This is a genomic window from Brevibacterium linens ATCC 9172, assembly GCF_900169165.1.
Taxonomy (GTDB): domain Bacteria; phylum Actinomycetota; class Actinomycetes; order Actinomycetales; family Brevibacteriaceae; genus Brevibacterium; species Brevibacterium linens.
The window spans coordinates 112,104-129,670 of sequence record NZ_FXYY01000006.1; the positions used below are offsets into that span (position 1 = coordinate 112,104).

Here is a 17,567-nt window from a genome sequence, read left to right on the forward strand (position 1 = left end):
ACTCTCCTCGAAATCAGTAGGACAGGGCCCGATCGACACCATCGAAGATGCGATCGAGGTCGGGCAGGTAGTGCTCTTCCATTCGCGAACCGGGGTACGGGGTGTGGTAGCCGCCGACCCGGATGACCGGGGCTTCGAGGTTGAAGAAGCAGCGTTCGGTGATGCGCGCGGCGATCTCCGAACCCAACCCCAAGAAGGTCGGAGCCTCGTGGGCGACGACCAGTCGGCCGGTCTTCGTCACGGACTTCTCGATCGCGGTGAAGTCGATCGGGTTGAGGCTGCGCAGGTCGATGAGTTCGACGCTCTTGCCCTCCTCGGCGGCCGCAGTGACCACGTCCTGCGCCGTCGGGACCAACGGCCCGTAGGCGACGAGGGTGACATCGGTGCCTTCGGACACGACCCGGGCGTCGTGCATGCCCAGCTCGCCGCGAGCGGAGGTGTCGACGTCTCCGCGCATCCAGTAGCGACGCTTGGGTTCGAAGAACATCACCGGATCTTCGCTCTTGATCGCATCCTGGATCATCCAGTACGCGTCATGAGCGTTCGCCGGGGATACGAGCCGCAGTCCCGCGTGGTGGGCGAACACGGCCTCGGGGCTCTCCGAATGGTGCTCGGGTGAACCGATGCCGCCGCCGTAGGGCACGCGGATGACCAGGGGGATGTTCTCCTTGCCCAGGGTGCGGTTGTACAGCTTCGCCACCTGGGTCACGATCTGGTCGTAAGCCGGGAAGATGAATGCGTCGAACTGGATCTCGATGACGGGACGGTAGCCGCGGATGGCCATGCCGATCGAGGTGCCGACGATGCCGGACTCGGCCAGCGGGGCATCGATGACGCGCTGCGGGCCGAAGTCCTTCTGCAGACCTTCGGTGACGCGGAAGACGCCGCCGAGTTTGCCGATGTCCTCACCGATGAGGACGACCTTCGGGTCGTCCTCCATGGCCTTGCGCATTCCGGCGGTGATCGCCTTCGAGAGGGGAAGTTTCTCCATCAGGCCTCACCCGCATCGGCGAACGAGGCCTGGTATGCCAGGAATTCGGCACGTTCCTCGTCGACGAGGGAGTGGGGTTCCGCAGTGACGTGCGCGAACATCTCGACGCCGTCGGGGTTCTCCATGGTCATGCAGTTGTGGCGGATGCGGGCGGCCAGGGTGTCGGCCTCGGCGTCCACCTCGGCGAAGAACTCGTCGCTGGTCTCGGTGTGCTTGTCCAGATACGCCTTGAGGCGGGTGATCGGGTCGCGGTCCTCCCAGATCTCCTCTTCGGCCTTGTCACGGTACTTCGTCGGATCATCGGCCGTGGTGTGGGCACCGCGACGGTAGGTGAAGGCTTCGATGAGCATCGGACCGTGGCCGGCGCGCACGGAATCGAGGCTGGCGCGGGCGACGGAGTACATCGCGATGATGTCGTTGCCGTCGACGCGGATGCCGGGGACTCCGAATCCTTCGCCGCGGGTCGACAGCGGAGCTGCGGACTGGACGTGAGTCGGTTCGGAGATGGCCCACTGGTTGTTCTGGCAGAAGAACAGGACCGGAGCGTGGAAGGCTCCGGCGAAGGTCAGCGCCTCGGAGACATCGCCCTGTGAGGTCGCACCGTCGCCGAAGCAGGCGATGGAGACAGTGTCGCGTTCGATGTCGCCGGTGCCGACGTCGCCGTCCATGGTGATGCCCATGGCGTAGCCGGTGGCGTGCAGGGCCTGCGAGCCGATGACGATGGTGTAGGTGTGGAAGCGGTGCTCCTGGGGATCCCAGCCGCCGTGGTTCTGACCGCGGAAGATCGACAGCAGGGTTTCGGGTTCGACGCCGCGGGTGTAGGCGAGGCCGTGTTCGCGGTAGGTGGGGAAGACGAAGTCTTGGGGGCGAGCGGCTCGTCCCATGCCGATCTGGGCCGCTTCCTGTCCGAACAGAGGCGCCCACAGGCCCAACTGTCCCTGACGCTGCAGGGCAGCTCCTTCGGCATCGATGCGGCGAACCAGGACCATATCCCGGTAGAAGCCGCGCAGATCCTCATCGGTGAGTTCTGCGGCGAAGGCGTCGTACTCACCGGATTCGACGCGATTTCCGTCTTCGGTGAGCATCTGGATCATTCTGGGCTCCGAGGACTGACTGTGGGCAGCACCGGTTCCCACTGAAATGTTGGAGGTCATTTCAGTTCTCCTTTGTTCGAGGTCCATCTTCACCGGAGGTGACCAGTGGTGGACCGTGTCCGTCGGGCGGGCCCTCGGATGTGAGAACTCGCCCTCGAGTGATCTGATTCACAGGTGGTATCACAATACCGAATCCACTCACTGCTTGCCACTCTCCCCATGCGGTTCGAGTATCAAAAGTGCAGGTCAGAAACAGACTATGACCCGAGCTCGACACATGTGGCCGAGTTCCAAAGCGCTGAGTGGACAATTGTCGATCTCGGCAGAGATGCTCCATCGTCCGACCAATGCACATCCGAGCACCGAGGCGGCCCTTCGTGTCGATGCCGAGCACAGGTTTCGTCAGGTCCGTTCGCGCACCGAGGCGGCCCTCCGGCACGCAGTCGGTTTCAGGTTCGGTCAGGCCCGTTCCCGCACCGAGGCGGCCCATCGTGTCGATGCCGAGTGCCGCACCCGTCCGACCGAGGTCAGTGTCGCTTTCGCTTTCCCTGGTAGTCGCGCGTCTTGGCGAGGTCCCCGGTGAAGAAGCCCGAGTTCTTCGAGGTGAAGCGGTCGAAGGCGGGAGTCCCGGCTCTGCGCAGAAGCCCGATGGAGGCAGCGTAGGCGACGGAGGAGTGCGCCGCCCCGGCCGAGGCGAACATCTCGTCGAGTTCGGCATCGGTCTTGTCCGCGAGCTCGGGGACTCTGCGCAGTTCGTCGGGATCATAGTCGACGGTGACCGTCGACCAGTTCTTCGTCGCCGGGTTCTCGTTGCCGTCGAGATCGGGCACGAGGTCCTGTTCGTGTTCGATCGAGAGTACGTCGATTCCCTCATCGATGGCGAAGTCGGAGACCGGAGCGCCCACCGTCATCAGTGCCGTGACGTTGACATCGTCGAGAAAGGCCGGGTCCGCAGCCAGAGAACCTGCGGTGATCCCTCCCTGCGAATAGCCGACGAGCATGACCTCGGCGTCGTGCCCGATACCGGCGTCGGCGATCGCCTGGCGCACCATTTCGCGCATCACGGTGTCGTTGCCGGCCATCCCCTGCACGTTCGTCGTCAGGTCGGTCGTATTGTCTCCCGGCTTCGGCGACCAATCCGTGGTGGCCGGCACGTAGACGATATAGCGGGTCGTCCCGTCGGGTCCGACGATCTCCTCGATGCGGACCTGTCCGGAATCGGCTCCGCGGTGGCAGTTCGCTTCGCGGAGGAAGAGGTCGTCGACGTCACGTGGCGGCTCTTTGTGCGGCGGCGTCAGTCCTTTCGCCCTCCATACCTCGACATCGGAGGGCAGCAGCAGTCCGAATGCATTCGCACCGGCCAGGACCCAGATCGTCATCGACGTCGAATCGTGCGGCCAGAACGCGTGGTCGCCTTCGGAATCGAGGACGAACGGAGGCAGCCCGAGGAATCCGACGATGAAGCCCGGAAGCACGTGCTCGATGACGGCTCCCGTGACATCCGACTGTTCGAACACGAACGTGATCAGCGCTTCCTTCGCTTTCGCCTTCGTCTTGCCCAGGTCGATTCCGAACTGTTTGGTGATGACGTCGTCGAGTCCGGTCACGTCGAGGATCTTCGTGACCGCAACGACCTGAGCCCCGACCACGAGTGCGACGGGGATGATGACGGGCAGGCTGAGGGCGAGGACCCGTCCGGTTGCGTAGCCGAGAGCGTCGAGCAGTCCGCCGAAGACCTCGCTGAGGCCCTTCTCCGCCTGACGGTAGGCGAAGGCTGCGGACCGAACGGCGAGCAGGGTCGCCTCGAGCTCGAGCACCGAGGCGGTCAGCTGGCTGTGGAATCGGATCCGGCAGGCATCGAGGTTGAGCGCTGTCACAGGGGCCGGGACCTGGGTGAGCAGGGTCGCGAGATCGAAGTCTCCGACAGCTGCGTCGACGGACAGATCGCCGATGTCGGTGATGACGGTCTGCAGTGCGTCTCCGCTGCCATCGGCGCGTTCGTCGACGGTGATCCGCCCACCGCCGCGCGTCGTCGAATCGATCATTGCGTGCCCTTCTACGCCCCTGCCGTCAGTGTCCGGGTGAGCACGGCGCTCAGCAGCGTCCGCACCGCCGCATCTCCCGCAGCGACGTCGTCATCGACGGTGACGGAATCGCCGTCGCGCTCGATGACCGGCCGGAACCACACGCCGCCCTTTCGGCGGAGGAACTCCAGCCCCGTGGCTCCCCCTCCGCACGCCCAGCTGAGCGTGAGCACGCAATCCTGTTCGACGAGCTCGGCGAGGTCCTCGACGACGTGCCCGATCCGTCCCGGTTCGATCCGGCGCAGCAGCTGGTGCTGTGCGAAGTCCTCAAGTCCCTCCCCCTGCAGTGCCAGGATCGCGTGCCCGATACCCGAACCGAGGCACAGCGCCAGGTGAACGGTTTCGGTTCCCGAGGACACGACAACGCTGAGGCGCGTGCTCACCCGGTTGAGCTCGGAGGCGAATCCTCGCAGCCAGGCGGTGAGCACATCGAGATCCCGTGTCGCGCCTCCACCCCCACCGACGCCGCCGATCTCCGAGGCCGCGGCGCCAGACCTCTCACCCGCGCCGGCCCTCCCCGGATCTGCACCGCCCGGGTCTGTGGATTCCGGGGCAGTGCTGCCCTGCCCCACCTCCGCCGAGGCGGAAGGACAGTCCCGTTCGACTCGGCGAGGGAGCAGGTCGGGCGGCCAGAGCCGACGCAGCCGTTCGGGCAGCCGGGTGATCCGGTCGAGGTCGACGACGATCCAACTGTCGATCCCTGCTGTCTCACGTGCGGCGGGGCGGGCGTTCACAGTTGGATCCGCCCGCCTGCCGACACGACCTGCAGGTGGAGGTCGTACGCCTCGGCGAGCTTCTCCGCCCGCTCACCCAACCGGTCGATCGATTCCGCGCATGAGGCCACCCGATCATCGAACAGCTTTCCTGCTGGGGAATCCCATCCGTCGATTCGGCGGCAGCTCTGCGCCAGGGAGTGCAGCACCTCCGCTCGCCGTCTCCACTGCTCGCGATTGCGCTCCAGCTCATCCGTGATCATGCCTCAGTCCTCCCACCGGTCTGTCCGGCATCCGTGCCCGAATCCCTCGACCGTAGGAGGCCGCAGCGCGGGAGAGGAAGCCTCGATTTCGAGGCTGGGGACGAGGCTCGAGCGTCCACAGGGCCGTGATGTCGAAGTCATCACGGAATCCACAGGGGACGACGCTCGAGTCCGGCCCTTCTCCCGCGCCTACCGGCCGGTAGACCCGGACGCGTGCCGGCCCGATTCGCCGCTCATGAGAAAATGAGGGCATGCCGACTGTTTCCCTTGCCGAAATCTCGCCCGCCATCGCTCTCGGACCGCTTGATGGTCGCTATCGCAAAGACACCGCTGACCTCGTCGATCACCTCTCCGAGGCGGCTCTCAACCGCAATCGCATCACGGTGGAGATCGAATGGTTCATCCACCTCGCACAGAACTCGGTGATCGAGGGTGTACGCACCCTCACCCCCGACGAGGTCGACGGACTGCGCGCCTTCGCCGCCGATTTCGACGCCGACACCATCGCCACACTGGCCGCTCATGAAGCCGTCACCGTCCATGACGTCAAGGCTGTCGAATACACAATCAAAGAAGCCCTAGTGACGATCGGCGCCGAGGATCTCGGCGAGCTCGTCCACTTCTGCTGCACGTCCGAGGACATCAACAACCTCTCCTGGGCGCTCGGCATCAAGGGTGCCACCGAACAGGTGTGGCTGCCGCGGGCCAAGGCCCTCATCGACGCTCTCGCCGAGTCCGCCGGTCAGCTCGCCGAGGTTCCGATGCTCGCCCACACCCATGGTCAGCCGGCCACCCCGACGACGATGGGCAAGGAACTCGCGGTCTTCGTCCACCGCCTCCGCCGCCAGTACGAACGCATCGCCGCTACGGAGTTCCTCGGCAAGATCAACGGCGCCACGGGCACCTATTCGGCGCATCTGGCGGCCGTGCCGGGAGCCGACTGGCCGCAGATCGCCCGCACCTTCGTCGAAGACCGTCTCGGGCTGACCTTCAACCCTCTGACCACTCAGATCGAGTCCCACGACTGGAACGCCGAACTGTTCGCCGATCTCGCTCGGTTCAATCGGATCGCACACAACCTGGCCACCGACATGTGGACCTACATCTCGATGAACTACTTCAAGCAGATCCCCGTCGCCGGTGCGACCGGTTCGTCGACGATGCCGCACAAGGTCAACCCGATCCGGTTCGAGAACGCCGAAGCCAACCTCGAACTCTCCTGTGCTCTTCTCGATTCCCTGGGCTCGACGCTGGTCACCTCGCGGATGCAGCGCGACCTCACCGACTCGACCTCACAGCGCAACATCGGTGTCGCATTCGGTCACTCGGTTCTCGCGCTCAACAACTTGGTCAAGGGCCTCGGAGCCCTCGCCATCAACGAGGAGGCGCTGGCCGCCGACCTCGACGGCAACTGGGAAGTCCTCGGTGAAGCCGTCCAGTCGGTCATGCGTGCCGCCGGGCTGCAGGGCGTGCCGGGAATGGACAACCCGTACGAAACGCTCAAGGAACTCACTCGCGGCAAGCGCATCGACCAGGCCGATCTGCAGACGTTCGTCGACGGTCTCGGGCTGCCCGAGGAGCGCGCCGAACTGCTCAAGGCACTGACGCCTGCCACCTACACCGGTGTCGCGGCTCAGCTCGCTGAGTCCGAGGTCGCGGACTGGAAGGCCGTCAGCGAGCGCTGATCCCCGACGCTGACGACTCGTCGAGGCCGGTCTTGCGAATTCGCGAGACCGGCCTCGATGCTCAGACGGCAGGCTCAGCCGGCGGGGATGTCGAAGGTCGTCGTGAACTCGGGGACCTTCTCGTCGGTTCCCATCACCTTGCCGGCGCCGCGTTCGTAGCGGATCGTGTAAGTGTCCTGCTTCTCTTTCGGAACATAGGCGAGCCAGCCCTGATGTGTTCCGCCGTCGCGGCGCGACACATCTTCGAAGGGCTCGAATCCGGCGGCTCGCATCTCGGCTTCGAGGCCGTCGGTCTGGTCGTAGCGGAAGTCCGCACCTCCTCCTGCGGAGATCTTGAACGCTCCCGACTGGATGAGTCCGCTGTATTTCTGTCCCGGGGTGATCTTGACTTCGAGGAGGACGACTTCGCCCCCGAGCTCGATCGCCGAGGCTCTCCTGGACGAATCGAAGTTCCGCACCGCCGAGAGCACCTCGACCTTGTCCTGCATCTCCGGGTCCTCGAAGCTTTCACCGATGCTGACCTGGCCCTGACTCCCGGACGACGACCCCGAATCCGAACCGGTGGACCCGTCGGCGGACGAGGTCGACGATGACGAGGAGTTCGAGGCTGACTGGTCCGAACTCGAGTCCTGACCGCCGGTCTGGCCCTGACCGTTCTGGTCAGCACTCGGCTCCTGCCCATTCTGATCCTGGCTGCCCTGGTCCTGACCGCCGTTCTGGTCCTGACCGTTCTGGTCCTGACCATTCTGGTCCTGACCGTCGGCGTTCGACTGCTGGCCGGTCTGGCCCTGCTCGGGCTGGACGGCCTGGCTGATGAGCGAGCAGCCCGAGAAGGCGAGGGTGCAGCTGAGCAGGGCCGCCGAGGTGAAGGTGGCGCGCTTCATGCGTTTCATGATGACTCCTTGATCGGTCTCTCGCACTCGGAAGCAGGTCGCCCGAATGCGTGTTCTGAAACCAACCTATGAGCTCGCCACGGCCGAGATGTGCGCAGCGTGTGGCAGAACGGCAACGTCTGTCACCGATTCGCCGCAGCCCCCGAACAGCCACCCCGGCCACGTCCTCAAGCGGGCACGAGATGCCTGTCCGCGTCCACCTCGGCGAGGGTCTTCTTGCCCATGCTGCGGGCGAGGATGAGGGTCGGGACTCCGGCGACGATGATGACGACGGTGGCGTAGATCGCCGGCGCCAGCGTGATGCCCGTCGACGACATGAGTGCCGTGGCGATGAGCGGTGAGAGCCCGCCGAACAGGACGGTGGCGACGTTGTAGCCGATCGCCATACCGGAGAAGCGGCTCGTGCCGGTGAACTGCTCGGGGACCATGGCGGCCGCCACCGCGCTCCATCCGGCCGCCGGGATCGCGAGGAACGCCGATCCTGCGATCGCGATGCCTGCGGACTGATTGGACAGCAGCACATACGCGGGAATCGTGGTGAAGACGAAGACGACCATGAGTGCCGCCAGGGCAGGTTTGCGCCCGAACTTGTCCGAGGCGAGGCCGAAGAACGGGGTGACGACGATGGCGACGACAGCCGCAACCGTGCCCAGTGCCAGGGAACCGGAGTTCGGGACCTTCGCCACCTCTTCGATGTAGGTGGGCACATAGGTGATGTTGAGGAAGTAGCTGACCGAGCCGATCGACGAGATGAGGAAGGCGACGAGGATCGCCCGCGGCTGCTCGAGGATCGCGGTGATGAGCGGGGAGCGTTCGAGACCGACGTCCTTCTTGCCTTTGTTGTCCTTCTCCGCCTGCTGCAGCCGTTTGAAGGTCTCGGTCTCCTCCATCATCGATCGAAGCGGAACCATGATGATGGCAAGCACGGCGCCGAGGACGAACAGCAGCCGCCAGCCCCAGGAATCCATCGCCTCGGGAGAGAGCGTATTCGCCAGCAGGGCACCGGATCCCACGGCCAGAAGCGCGCCGACCTCGCTGTTGGCCGCGGCCCAGCTGGCAGCCAATCCGCGCTTTCCCGGTCCCGCCGATTCCATGAGGAAGACCATGATGCCGGTGTACTCGGCACCGACGGAGAATCCGGACAGGCAGCGCAGGGCGACCATGAGGACGCCGGCCCAGATGCCGATCGTGTCGTAGTTCGGGATCACCGCGATCCCGAGCATGGAGATCGCCATGAGGACCGCGGAGATGATGAGCGTCGAACGACGTCCGATCCGATCACCGAGGTGACCGAAGACCATCGCGCCCAAGGGCCGGAAGAGGAATCCCGCCGCACCGACTCCGAGGGTCAGCAGCAGCGAATCCGTCTGGTCGCCGAAGAATTCCTTGGTCAGGGTCGTGGCGACATAGAAGAAGATCGAGAAGTCGTACCATTCGACGACGGTGCCGAAGGCGGCGACGAACATCGACCTGCGCCGGCCTCTCTCCCGCTCTCGACTGCCTGCGTGGGCGTGTGATGCGGGATGATTCCGATCCGACGCTGTCATTCCCCGAGCGTACCAGCACGTTCGGACATGGGATACCGCCGAGGATGTCGGCAGTGATTGCGCCGCACATGTCGGCAGTCGACGCCAACCGGAATTATATTACTGACTGGTAGCATATTGGGGCAGTGGTGATTACCCTGAAAGATATGGACTCACTTCTCAAGCAGGACGTGCGCATCCCGGTGTCGAGCCGGTCCGGTTCCAGCGATCTCGTAGGACATCTCTTCCTCCCCGCAGCCGACCCGCACGCGGTGCTGACGATCCACCCGGCCACCGCGACTCCCGAACGCTTCTACTTCTCCTTCGCCGAGGCGGCGGCTGCCCGTGGGTTCGCCGTGGTCACCTACGGCTTCCGCGGTGTCGGTGACCGGAGGGCGGCTCGCACCCATCGGCACATCCGCATGCGCGACTGGATCTGCGAGGATGTGGCGGCCGCGGGCGCCTGGGCGGAGGAGAGGTTCCCTGATCTGCCGCATACGGCGTTGGGCCACAGCCTCGGCGGGCACGCCCTGCTCCTGGGCAGCGGCGGTCAGCGGCTGTGCGGAATCGTCACAATCGCCACAGCGATGGTGGCGGCCCGCAGCATCGCGCCCCGCAGCGAGCGCTGGCGAGTGGAAGTCGGCCTCGGAGTCTTCGGCAGGGTGGCCACACGAGTGTGCGGGTATATGCCCGCCAGCCGAGTCGGACTCGGCGAGGACATCCCCGCCGCCGCCCTCTACGAGTGGACGGACTGGCTGCGCCGTCCCCACTTCTTCTTCGATGACCCGAGTTTCGACGCCGAGGCACGCGCCGCCCGACTGCGCACACCTGTTCTCGCCGTCGGCACCTCCGACGATCCGTGGGCGACAGATGCCTTCATCGATGCGCTCACCGACCGCCTGCGACTGGCCCCGGTGACCCGTCGCACTGTCGACCCGACAGAACTCGACGCGACGAGCATCGGCCATCACGGTCTCATGCGCCGATCCGTCGCCGCAGACGCCTGGCCGGAGATCCTCGACTGGCTCGAGATGAGAGCAGCCGAAGAATAGGTCACCATCGGAGACTTTCCGCGCCCAGAATTATCCGTTTGCGACCACTTCTCGACTGACGCTGCGCCCTCAGCTGCGGCTGAGACCGAACAGCGAGTCGGTGAAGCGGTTGCCGAACATGGCCGCCGGATCCAGACGGGCCCGCAGCTCGCAGAAGTCCGCGAATCGCGGATAGAACTCGTTCAGGTCGGCGGCCGTGCGGGTGTGGATCTTGCCCCAGTGCGGTCGGCCACCGTGCCGGCAGACGATCTCTTCGACGACGCGAAAGTACTCGGCGAAGTCCTCCTTGATGAAGCGGTGGACGGCGATGTACATCGTCTCCCGTCCCGTCGCCGTCGACAGCGGCACATCATCGGCGGCGGCGCACCTGACCTCGAGGGGGAATGAGATCGCCCACCCCTTGGCCTCGATGGCGCCTCGGATCTCCCGGATCGCCTCGGGTCCGGAGTCGAAGGGCAGGGCGTACTCCATCTCGTTGAACCGCACCCGCCGTGGGGTGACGAACACATCGTGGCCCGGTGCCCGGTACGTCCGGTCTGCCACGACGGACTGGGCGACGCGATTGATCGAGGGCACCACGCCCGGGACCTTCGCCCCGAGCTCGACGGCCAACCGGAGCGCTCCGTTCTCCACCACCTCTTTGTCGAGGAGGTTGAGCCACCGGTTGCGCACCCCCGCCTCGGCGAGGTGGCCCGGCCCGGCCTGCCCCGGTTCCACCCGGGTGTTCGTCTTCGTCAGCACCGAATCGGTGTGCGGGAACCAGTAGAACTCGAAATGGTCGGCCCCGCGCATCCTCTCGGTCAGCCCGTCGAGGAGCTCGTCGAATCCGGCGACCTTCTCCTCGGCGATGAGGTCGAAGGCCGGCACGCACTGGAGTTCGACTTCGGTGATAATACCGAGAACGCCGAGGCTGACCCGTGCAAGGTCGAAGACCTCCGGTTCCGACTCCGCCGACAGCTCCCGCACCTGCCCGTCGGGGCCCATCAGGCTCAGCCCGGTGACGGTCCCGGCGAACCCGGTGAAGCCGATTCCGGTGCCGTGCGTGCTCGTCGAGATCGCGCCCGCCAGGGCCTGCGGATTGACGTCGCCCTGATTCTCCAGGGCCAGACCGTAGGGTGCGAGCAGGGCGGGAATGTCCCGCAGCCGGGTGCCGGCGGCGAAGCGCACCCGCTTGCGCTCCTCGTCGACGGCGATGATGCCGGAGAGTCCGTCGAGGTTGACCATGACATCGTCGCCGGCGGCAACCGGGGTGAACGAATGCCCGGCCCCGACGACCCGCAGACGGTCCCCCGCCGCCGCAGCGGCCGTGACGATGCCCGATAGCTCCTCCGTCGAGGTGGGACGTGAGAATGTGTGCGGATGTGCATGGACGTGACCGGCCCAGTTCCGGAATCTCTGCCGACCGGACCGGTCGCCTCGTCGCGGCTGCACGTCTCTCACAGCACGAGCCCCTCTCCTCGATAGGTTGTCCAGGCATCGCGGATGCGGCCCTGAGACACGATCTGGAAGTCGTTGAAATGTTCGGCCAGCTCACCGGCCTTCGCGTGCCGGAACCACACGAGGTCGCCGATGCGCAGCGAGTCCGTGCCGGGCCCGGTCAGTGGCGTCTGCACCTCTCCGGGCCCCTCGAGGCCGGAGTATTCGAGGCCCGGCGGCCAGGCGATCGTCGGCAGACGGTCGGGGCCGGGGACTCCCGAGGCGATGAATCCGCCCTTGAAGACCGTCACCCAGCCGGGCCCGGGCCTGCGCACGACGGGAGTGACGAAGTATGCGGCGGGCCGGTGCCGGAAGTGCGTATAGCCGTCGAAGAGTCCCGGGGAGAAGAGGCCGGATCCGGCGGCGAGTTCGGTCAGAGTGCCTTCGACGGAGCTGGATTCGAACGAGCCGGTTCCCCCGCCGTTGACGAATTCGAGGTCGGCGACCTCTCTGACGGCGGCGATGACGGCGGCTCGTCGTTCGGCGAGTTCGGCGATCGAGGCTCTCTGCATGAGCCGCACGATCGCCTGCCGAGCTGTTCGTCCGGCGTCGGCGGTGCCAGCGATCTGCCCCTCGTAGAACATCATCCCGACGAGGTCGAACCCGGGCCGGGCCGCGACCTGGCGGGCGAGCGCGACGGCCGCTCGCCCATCCCGAATCGGTGAGCGCCTGGCCCCGATATGGACGCGGTCGCCCAACCAGGATTCGGCCGGGCGAAAGGAGGAGTCGACGTCGATGCACACCCGCACCGAGGCGGCGCCCGCCTCGGCGAGGGATCTGCGGACGTCGTCGATGATGTCGAGGTGGTCCACGGAGTCGATCATCACGGTGATGTTCGACCGCGCTCCCGCCTCGGCGACCATCCGGGTCAGGGCCGGCCGGTCGAGGCTGGGATAGCCGATGACGATGTCGCGGACACCGCGGGCATGGAGGGACAGCGCCTCGGGAACGGAGAAGGCGAGCACGCCGGAATAGGCGGGATGGGCGAGCGCTCGGTCGATGGCCGCGGGCACACGCAGGGACTTCGTGGCCAGCCGGATCGGCAGTCCGCGAGCGCGCTGAGCCAGGGCATCGAGGTTCTCGTCGAAGGCGTCGAGATCGACGACGGCGGTGGGTGCACAGGTCCCTTTCAGCGCACGCCGGAGTCCACTCGAAACCATATTCGGTAGTCTAGCCTGCGATGACCTACGTCACATGGTTAGGAAGCCGATGAGAACAGAGACCAGCGCCCGCACCTCCGAAGCAGGCACCGCGCAGACCGCGTCCGCGCATGTCACCGCGGCACTGCGGGACTTCCTCGACACCGATCCGTATGCCGATGCCTCCGGTTCGGGCGAGGTGATGCGCGGCGTCGAACCGTTCACCGGCCAGGAGGTCGACCGGTTCGCCCGGAACACTCCCGACGACATCGAGGCCGCCTACGCCACGGCCCGCATCGCAGGCGAAGCATGGGCCGCCCAGTCGGTTCAGCACCGGGCGAAGGTGCTCACTCGACTGCATGCCGCTCTGGTCCGGAATGAGGATCTGCTCCTCGACATCATCCAGTACGAGACCGGCAAGGCCCGCATCCACGCCTATGACGAGATCCTCGATACCTTCAATGTGCTCCGCCACTACGGGGTGATGGCCGCCCGGTATCTGCGTCCCGAACGTCGCCGCGGGGCGATCCCCGTGCTCACCCGCACCGAGGTCACGCGCACCCCGCTGGGCGTGATCGGGTTCATCACACCGTGGAACTACCCGCTGACCTTGGGTGCGACCGACCTGTTCGCGGCCCTGACCGCCGGCAACGCCGTCGTCCACAAACCCGATTCGACGACGACGCTGACCTCGGTGTTCATGCGCAGGCTGGCCATCGCCGCGGGTCTGCCCGCCGAGGTGTGGCAGCTCGTGCCCGGCCCGTCCTCCGAGGTCGGACCTGCACTCATGGCCGGTGCCGACGGAATCTCGTTCACCGGGTCGACGGCCGCGGGACGGTCGATCGCCGCCGAGGCGGGGCAGCGTCTGCTCCCGGCCACGCTCGAGCTCGGGGGCAAGAATCCGCTGATCGTGGCCGCCGATGCGGATCTGGAGAAGGCCGTCGAGGGCGCCGTGCGCGGATCGTTCTCCTCGGCCGGGCAGCTGTGCATCTCGATCGAGCGCATCTACGTCCACGAAGACCTCTATGAGACCTTCTGCGCCCATTTCGCCGAGGCGGCCCGCGCCCACCGTCTCAGCGCGGAGTTCGAGTACGGCCCGGACATGGGCACCCTGGCAGGGCCGAAGCAGCTCGAGACGATCACCAAGCATGTCGAACAGGCCCGCAGCGCGGGCGCCACGGTGCTCGCCGGCGGACACCCGGTGCCCGATCTCGGCCCCTACTTCTACGCCCCGACCGTGCTCACGGATGTTCCCGCGGCGGCCGAGCTGCATCGCGAGGAGACCTTCGGTCCCGTCGTCTCCGTCTATTCGGTACCGTCGGACGCCGCGGCTATCGCTGCGGCCAATGACAGCGACTACGGACTCTCGGCGTCTGTATACTCTCGTTCCCATGGGCGTGAGATCGCGCGGCTGGTCGAGGCCGGCATGGTCAATGTCAATGAGGTCTACCCGGCCAGCTGGGGGTCCATCGACGCTCCGGCCGGCGGAGTCAAGGCCTCAGGCATGGGCCACCGGCACGGACCCGAGGGCCTCTTCCAATTCATGCACTCGCACACGATCGCGCAGCAGCGCCTCCACCCGATCGCACCGGCCGGTCCTCTCGATCAGAAGACGTTCGCGAAGGCCATGACCGGCGCGCTTCAGGTGATGCGGTCTCTGCGCATGAGATAGGGCGGCGGCCTTCACCGGCGAATATAGGTCACCACCGGATACTTCTGGCGCCGAAAAGTATCCGATGGTGACCTATGTTTCGGACCGATTGTCCCATTGCGACCTATTCTCCTGCCCGGGCCGGCCGCAGGAGGAGCCCTGCGGCGTCGGGCAAGGCTCAGTTGACAGCTGAGCAGTGGGACTCAGCTGACGGAATCGAAGAATTCGTGCGCCACCGGTACGGCCGCCTCGGCGCCGAATCCGCCGTCTTCGACGAGGACGGCCACGGCCAGATCTCCCTGGAACCCGGCGAACCACGAATGTGTGCGCGGCGGGGTCTCCTCGCCGTATTCGGCCGTTCCGGTCTTGCCGTGGACGGGGTCGCCGGGAACGTCCTTGAGCGCAGTCGCAGTGCCCTCGGTGACGACCTTGCGCATCATCGTCGAGATCTCCTTCGCCGCGTCCGCGTCGAGCGTCGGGGCATCGCCGTCGCTGCCGTCCTTCGCACCCTGACGGCCGTCGCCGCTCTTCGCCTCGTCGAGCGCCTCACCGAGGACGAGCTGCGGGGCGACCGTCTCCCCCGCCTCCACCGAGGCGGCCATAGTCGCCACGGCCAGCGGGCTCGCCTGCACCTTGCCCTGACCGATCATCTGCGCGGCGTGGGTGACCTCGTCATCGTCGGCCGGCACCGAGGCCATCTTCGCGCCGATGGCCGAGGTGTCACCGAGCATGCCGAGCTGGGCGGCGGCCTCGGCCACCTCGTCGCCGGTGACCTTCTCCGAAGAGGAGACGAAGGCGGTGTTGCAGGAGTGTGCGAAGTCGTCGGCGAAGCTGACGGTGCCGAGCACTTCGTCTTCGGCGTTCTTGAAGCTCTTGCCGCCGATGTTCACGGTCTTCGGACAGTCGATGTCGTCATCCGGTTTCACCCCGGCGTCGAGGAGTGCCAGGCCAGAGGCGATCTTGAACACGGAACCGGGAGGGTACTGACCACTCAGCGCTCTGTCCCAGGCCGCTCCTGCCGGGTCGTGGTTGGCCACGGCGAGCACCTGGCCGTCGCTGGGACGGATCGCGACGACGGCGGCCGGTTTCTTCGCGGCCGCCGCCGCGTCGTCCGCGGCGGTCTGGATATCGACGTCGAGGGTGGTCTCGAGATCCTCACCGTCCTGCGACTCGAAGGCGTGGAGGCTCGTCAGCTTCGTCTTTCCGCCCTTGTCGTCGGTCGGATCGCCTTTGGCGAAGACTTCGACGCTGCCGGGTCCGCTGAGGCGGGAATCGAAGGTCTTCTGCAGGCCGGTGCGGCCGACGATGTCACCGGCGATGATCTCGCCCTCGGAGTTCTCGATGTCTTCGGCGCTGGCGGGTCCGGCCGAACCGAGCGTGGCCTGCGCGAACCCGCGAGACCGGGTCAGAGTCTGGGTGTCCTCGGAAAAGAGCACCCCCGGCAGATCGTGGATGGCGCTCTTGACCGATCTGTAGTCGTCTTCGCGCAGGGTCACGACGGGGACGAGCTGATTGCCTGCGGCGTCGTCGACGGACTTCTCGAGGTCAGCGGCGTCGAGGTCGAGGGAGTCGACGCCGTCGTTGAGCCCGCTGACGAGTCGGCCGATGGTGTCGGGCTCCAGGCGATTCGGATGGACGCCGATGTCGATGACCTTCCCCTCTGCCATGAGCACTTCGCCATCGGCGCCGAGGATCTTCCCGCGTCCGCCCGGATTCGCGCGCAGTGCGAAGCGGCCGCCCTTGCCGAGCTTCGGGTGGACGGCCTGCTCCGTGAGATCCGCCCACCAGAAGAGTCCGTTCTTCTCCAGGGGCAGCTGGGAACTGTACTCCCAGGACTCCCCGTCGTTGTTCGCCCAGCTCCAGTCGAGTGTGGCCACGGTTCGCCCCTCGACCTCGGTGATGTCGTCGACGGTGACCGACCGCAGGTCGACTCGCTTGCCCAATGCCTTCGTGACCCGGTCGAACAGACTCTGAGCGAGGTCCTTCTGGTGCCAGACGTCCGAGTTCAGCTGCTCTTCGGCGAGGTCGTGGGCGGCGGCCTCGGCTGCCGACGACTTCGTCATCGGAAGCCGGAAGAGCGCGAAGACCCCGGCGCCGAGCAGCAGAACGAGGACGAGTGCGACGGCCAGCCAGACCCGGGACTTCTTCGACATGGGACCATCCTCTACCGAGAGGTGTCCGATGTCCATTGCGCTGAGCCGAGACCGCCGGTCAGCCTGCGTCGGGGACGACGGTGTATTCGAGGACGGGACGTCCGGCCGAACCGTACCGGGGACGCCGCTCGAGCATGCCGGCGTCGGCCATGGATTCGAGATAGCGACGAGCGGTGACTCGGGAGACGCCGAGGCCTTCGGCCAACTCGGCCGCGGACTGACCCGGGTTCTCGTTGAGCAGCTTCTTCACCTCGGCCTGGACCGCATCGGGCACGCCCTTCGCAGTCGCTGCCACGGTGTGGGTGCGCAGAGCCGAGATCGCCTTGTCGACCTCGGTCTGGGTGACCTCGCCGTCGTTCGAATCCCCGCCGAGGCGGTTGCGGAAGGACGAATATGCCTCGAGTTTGGATTTGAAGACGGGGAAGGTGAAGGGCTTGATGATGTACTGGGCGACCCCATAGGACAGAGCCTCCTGCACGATCTGCATGTCGCGGGCCGCGGTGACGGCGATGATGTCGACGTCGACGCGCTGACCGCGGATGCCACGGCAGACCTGGAGTCCGTGCCCGTCGGGCAGGTTCATATCGAGGAGGACGAGGTGGATGCCGGAGGACTCGAGGCCGTAGATCTGCCCCGTGACAGCAGCCATCGCCTGGGTGGCGTTCTTCGCCACTCCCGCGACGTGATAGCCGTCGATGCGGTCGATGTACTTCGCGTGAGCACGGGCGGCGACCACCTCGTCCTCGACGACGAGCACACCGATGCTCGATTCAGGCGTAGTTGTGTCCGACATGCCGCCAGTCTATCTTCACCTGTTTGACAGCGCCCTGGATCGTGTTGCAGTCCC

14 protein-coding genes are annotated in these 17,567 nt (G+C 66.2%); 3 read left to right on the top strand and 11 right to left on the bottom strand.

Translation table 11 applies throughout. The features are described 5' to 3' along the window. Positions 1 to 13: 13 nt before the first annotated feature. The 5 genes from BLIN9172_RS07070 to BLIN9172_RS07090 form a co-directional block, all read right to left on the bottom strand. Positions 14 to 991, bottom strand: a complete 978-nt coding sequence (locus tag BLIN9172_RS07070; protein ID WP_101554414.1) for an alpha-ketoacid dehydrogenase subunit beta — start codon at positions 989 to 991, stop codon at positions 14 to 16. Continuing rightward, positions 991 to 2,145, bottom strand: a complete 1,155-nt coding sequence (pdhA, locus tag BLIN9172_RS07075; RefSeq protein ID WP_025779135.1) for a pyruvate dehydrogenase (acetyl-transferring) E1 component subunit alpha — start codon at positions 2,143 to 2,145, stop codon at positions 991 to 993. Before pdhA ends, BLIN9172_RS07070 begins: the two co-directional genes overlap by 1 nt. A gap of 467 nt (positions 2,146 to 2,612) precedes the next feature. After that, entirely contained in the window at positions 2,613 to 4,130 is a 1,518-nt protein-coding gene (locus BLIN9172_RS07080) for a hypothetical protein (RefSeq protein ID WP_101554415.1), read from the bottom strand. Between the two features lie 11 nt (positions 4,131 to 4,141). Further along, complete coding sequence (locus BLIN9172_RS07085; RefSeq protein ID WP_101554416.1) at positions 4,142 to 4,903, bottom strand: hypothetical protein; 762 nt, start codon at positions 4,901 to 4,903, stop codon at positions 4,142 to 4,144. Continuing rightward, the gene (locus BLIN9172_RS07090; protein ID WP_101554417.1) at positions 4,900 to 5,145 is read right to left on the bottom strand and encodes a hypothetical protein; all 246 of its coding nucleotides are present in this window, start codon (positions 5,143 to 5,145) and stop codon (positions 4,900 to 4,902) included. The genes BLIN9172_RS07085 and BLIN9172_RS07090 overlap by 4 nt, the downstream gene beginning before the upstream one ends. A 251-nt stretch (positions 5,146 to 5,396) precedes the next feature. Here BLIN9172_RS07090 and purB point away from each other — a divergent pair, with 251 nt between their 5' ends. Further along, positions 5,397 to 6,830 (top strand): adenylosuccinate lyase, encoded by a 1,434-nt coding sequence (purB, locus tag BLIN9172_RS07095; RefSeq protein WP_101554418.1) that lies wholly within the window; start codon positions 5,397 to 5,399, stop codon positions 6,828 to 6,830. Between the two features lie 74 nt (positions 6,831 to 6,904). On the opposite strand, the gene BLIN9172_RS07100 is transcribed toward purB, so the two are convergent. Together BLIN9172_RS07100 and BLIN9172_RS07105 are read right to left on the bottom strand one after the other, a co-directional pair. Next, on the bottom strand, positions 6,905 to 7,723 hold the full coding sequence (locus tag BLIN9172_RS07100) for a transcriptional regulator (RefSeq protein WP_101554419.1): 819 nt from the start codon (positions 7,721 to 7,723) through the stop codon (positions 6,905 to 6,907). Between the two features lie 167 nt (positions 7,724 to 7,890). Further along, entirely contained in the window at positions 7,891 to 9,270 is a 1,380-nt protein-coding gene (locus tag BLIN9172_RS07105) for an MFS transporter (RefSeq protein ID WP_101554420.1), read from the bottom strand. A gap of 146 nt (positions 9,271 to 9,416) precedes the next feature. Between BLIN9172_RS07105 and BLIN9172_RS07110 the strand changes: the two genes are divergently transcribed. After that, positions 9,417 to 10,301 carry an alpha/beta hydrolase family protein gene (locus BLIN9172_RS07110; RefSeq protein WP_101554421.1) on the top strand — a complete coding sequence of 295 codons (885 nt, stop codon included), beginning with the start codon at positions 9,417 to 9,419 and terminating at the stop codon, positions 10,299 to 10,301. A 69-nt stretch (positions 10,302 to 10,370) separates the two neighbouring features. Here the strand turns inward: BLIN9172_RS07110 and BLIN9172_RS07115 are convergent, their stop codons facing one another. Both BLIN9172_RS07115 and BLIN9172_RS07120 read right to left on the bottom strand, forming a co-directional pair. Then, positions 10,371 to 11,741 (bottom strand): D-arabinono-1,4-lactone oxidase, encoded by a 1,371-nt coding sequence (locus BLIN9172_RS07115; protein WP_240811989.1) that lies wholly within the window; start codon positions 11,739 to 11,741, stop codon positions 10,371 to 10,373. Next, on the bottom strand, positions 11,738 to 12,937 hold the full coding sequence (locus BLIN9172_RS07120; protein ID WP_101554422.1) for an amino acid deaminase/aldolase: 1,200 nt from the start codon (positions 12,935 to 12,937) through the stop codon (positions 11,738 to 11,740). The genes BLIN9172_RS07115 and BLIN9172_RS07120 overlap by 4 nt, the downstream gene beginning before the upstream one ends. Before the next feature lie 49 nt (positions 12,938 to 12,986). On the opposite strand from BLIN9172_RS07120, the gene BLIN9172_RS07125 reads away from it, so the two are divergent. After that, entirely contained in the window at positions 12,987 to 14,588 is a 1,602-nt protein-coding gene (locus BLIN9172_RS07125; protein ID WP_101554423.1) for a succinic semialdehyde dehydrogenase, read from the top strand. 182 nt (positions 14,589 to 14,770) lie between these two features. On the opposite strand, the gene BLIN9172_RS07130 is transcribed toward BLIN9172_RS07125, so the two are convergent. Next, complete coding sequence (locus BLIN9172_RS07130; protein WP_101554424.1) at positions 14,771 to 16,720, bottom strand: penicillin-binding transpeptidase domain-containing protein; 1,950 nt, start codon at positions 16,718 to 16,720, stop codon at positions 14,771 to 14,773. 58 nt (positions 16,721 to 16,778) lie between these two features. Next, positions 16,779 to 17,513, bottom strand: a complete 735-nt coding sequence (locus BLIN9172_RS07135) for a response regulator (protein WP_101554425.1) — start codon at positions 17,511 to 17,513, stop codon at positions 16,779 to 16,781. Positions 17,514 to 17,567 lie beyond the last annotated feature (54 nt).

Excerpts from the sequence above, each read along its gene's own strand:
- BLIN9172_RS07130 (WP_101554424.1), bottom strand. The coding sequence starts at position 16,720 with ATGTCGAAGAAGTCCCGGGTCTGGCTGGCCGTCGCACTCGTCCTCGTT.
- BLIN9172_RS07110 (WP_101554421.1), top strand. The coding sequence starts at position 9,417 with ATGGACTCACTTCTCAAGCAGGACGTGCGCATCCCGGTGTCGAGCCGG.
- BLIN9172_RS07135 (WP_101554425.1), bottom strand. The coding sequence starts at position 17,513 with ATGTCGGACACAACTACGCCTGAATCGAGCATCGGTGTGCTCGTCGTC.
- pdhA (WP_025779135.1), bottom strand. The coding sequence starts at position 2,145 with ATGACCTCCAACATTTCAGTGGGAACCGGTGCTGCCCACAGTCAGTCC.
- BLIN9172_RS07080 (WP_101554415.1), bottom strand. The coding sequence starts at position 4,130 with ATGATCGATTCGACGACGCGCGGCGGTGGGCGGATCACCGTCGACGAA.
- BLIN9172_RS07120 (WP_101554422.1), bottom strand. The coding sequence starts at position 12,937 with ATGGTTTCGAGTGGACTCCGGCGTGCGCTGAAAGGGACCTGTGCACCC.
- BLIN9172_RS07105 (WP_101554420.1), bottom strand. The coding sequence starts at position 9,270 with ATGACAGCGTCGGATCGGAATCATCCCGCATCACACGCCCACGCAGGC.
- BLIN9172_RS07100 (WP_101554419.1), bottom strand. The coding sequence starts at position 7,723 with ATGAAACGCATGAAGCGCGCCACCTTCACCTCGGCGGCCCTGCTCAGC.
- BLIN9172_RS07070 (WP_101554414.1), bottom strand. The coding sequence starts at position 991 with ATGGAGAAACTTCCCCTCTCGAAGGCGATCACCGCCGGAATGCGCAAG.
- BLIN9172_RS07090 (WP_101554417.1), bottom strand. The coding sequence starts at position 5,145 with ATGATCACGGATGAGCTGGAGCGCAATCGCGAGCAGTGGAGACGGCGA.
- purB (WP_101554418.1), top strand. The coding sequence starts at position 5,397 with ATGCCGACTGTTTCCCTTGCCGAAATCTCGCCCGCCATCGCTCTCGGA.
- BLIN9172_RS07125 (WP_101554423.1), top strand. The coding sequence starts at position 12,987 with ATGAGAACAGAGACCAGCGCCCGCACCTCCGAAGCAGGCACCGCGCAG.